The organism is Lentibacillus salinarum, assembly GCF_042679865.1.
In the GTDB taxonomy this organism is placed as follows: domain Bacteria; phylum Bacillota; class Bacilli; order Bacillales; family Amphibacillaceae; genus Lentibacillus; species Lentibacillus salinarum.
In genome coordinates, this window is sequence record NZ_JBHTNH010000040.1 from 1 (window position 1) to 1,358 (window position 1,358).

Below are 1,358 nucleotides of genomic sequence, written 5' to 3' on the forward strand. Positions count from 1 at the left end.
AGCGTACTATTTTCCTTTTTTGGTTTGTTTTAAAATTTTTTTCATGTTTTTTTGAGTAACTATTTCAAAGTCGGTTCTAAAGCCAAATGCTTCATGTAAAGCATCCGTAATTTCTGTTCGTGTATATGCAGGTATGTATCCTTCTCCATCTAATTCTCGCATGTTCATATTCCGCAACGTACTGATTAATTCAGGACATGTAAAGCTTTCATCTAATTTTTTCTCTAAAATGCGATAAATCAATAATGCTAGGAAACATGTTAAAAAATGTGCTTTTATTCGAGTTTCTCTCTGCAAGTAAACAGGTCGAGCCTGGAATTCACTTTTTAATATTCGAAATGTCTCCTCAATCTCCCATCTCCTGTGATTAATCTTGATAATTTCCTCAATAGTGGATTCCAGATTGGTACATACCGCATAAAATCCATCATACATGGATTCATGATCGATCTGGTCTTGATTCAGAGCTGCCTGAGTCTTGTCTGCAATTTCACCATCGTCCGTGACATGTGTTGCTTTAATGAATCGCTTCGGGTCATTCTGGTTATGTTTATTCAACGAGCTTGGATTGTCCACCTTCTTCTTCGCACGTTCAACTTGTTTTTCCCGAATAGAAGCTTGATATCGCTGGTAAACAGGTGAGTAGGTAACAATTAGCTTTTGTTCCAATCCATTTTCTTTTATCCAGCGCTCTTTGTAGTACGTTTTCTGGTCATTTTTGAGTTTGCGAACATCATCTAAATTTATTTTTTTATTGCTTCCTGGTATTCGCCATCCCTCGGAATCCAGAGCCCACTCCTTCAAAAATTTCTTCAGTTTTTTGATTGATTGCGTGGTTACAAATGCGCGTTTTCCTTTCGTGTTATAGATCCGATTTTTATTTGAGGATAGACCGGCATCTGTGCATACTACAAATTTCGAAAGGTTAAAGTCTTTTAGAATACGGCGTTCTAACGGTTTCAAGGTGGTTTGTTCGTTTCTGTTTCCAGGTGTCATACTAAAAGCCAGTGGAAGCCCTGATCCATCCATGAACAATCCCATTTGAACAATGGGGCTGGGACGATTTTCTTTAGAAACCCCATATTGTTTAAAACCGTCTTCTTCCTCGATTTCAAAGAAAAAATTGGTGCAATCATAATATAAAACTTGCGTGTTTCGATCAACAACCTGGAGGCTATTTTTATAGACCATTTCTTCAATAAAATCCGATTGTTCCGCAAGCACCCCAAGCGCCCGATAGATTTGATGGGACTGAAATTGTGCCGGTTCAAGTAAGTCCTTCGAATGTTCAAACGTTCCCTTTTTTGAAGCAGGGTGTAGAATACGCAAATACAGAAGACGCGAAAGAATCTCATTAA

The 1,358-nt window shown here is 38.0% G+C and carries 1 protein-coding gene; it reads right to left on the reverse strand.

The features are described from left to right. Positions 1-6 precede the first annotated feature (6 nt). Positions 7-1,358: IS1634 family transposase (locus tag ACFQ4A_RS18960; protein ID WP_449280309.1), on the reverse strand; the 1,352-nt coding region annotated here is incomplete at its 5' end.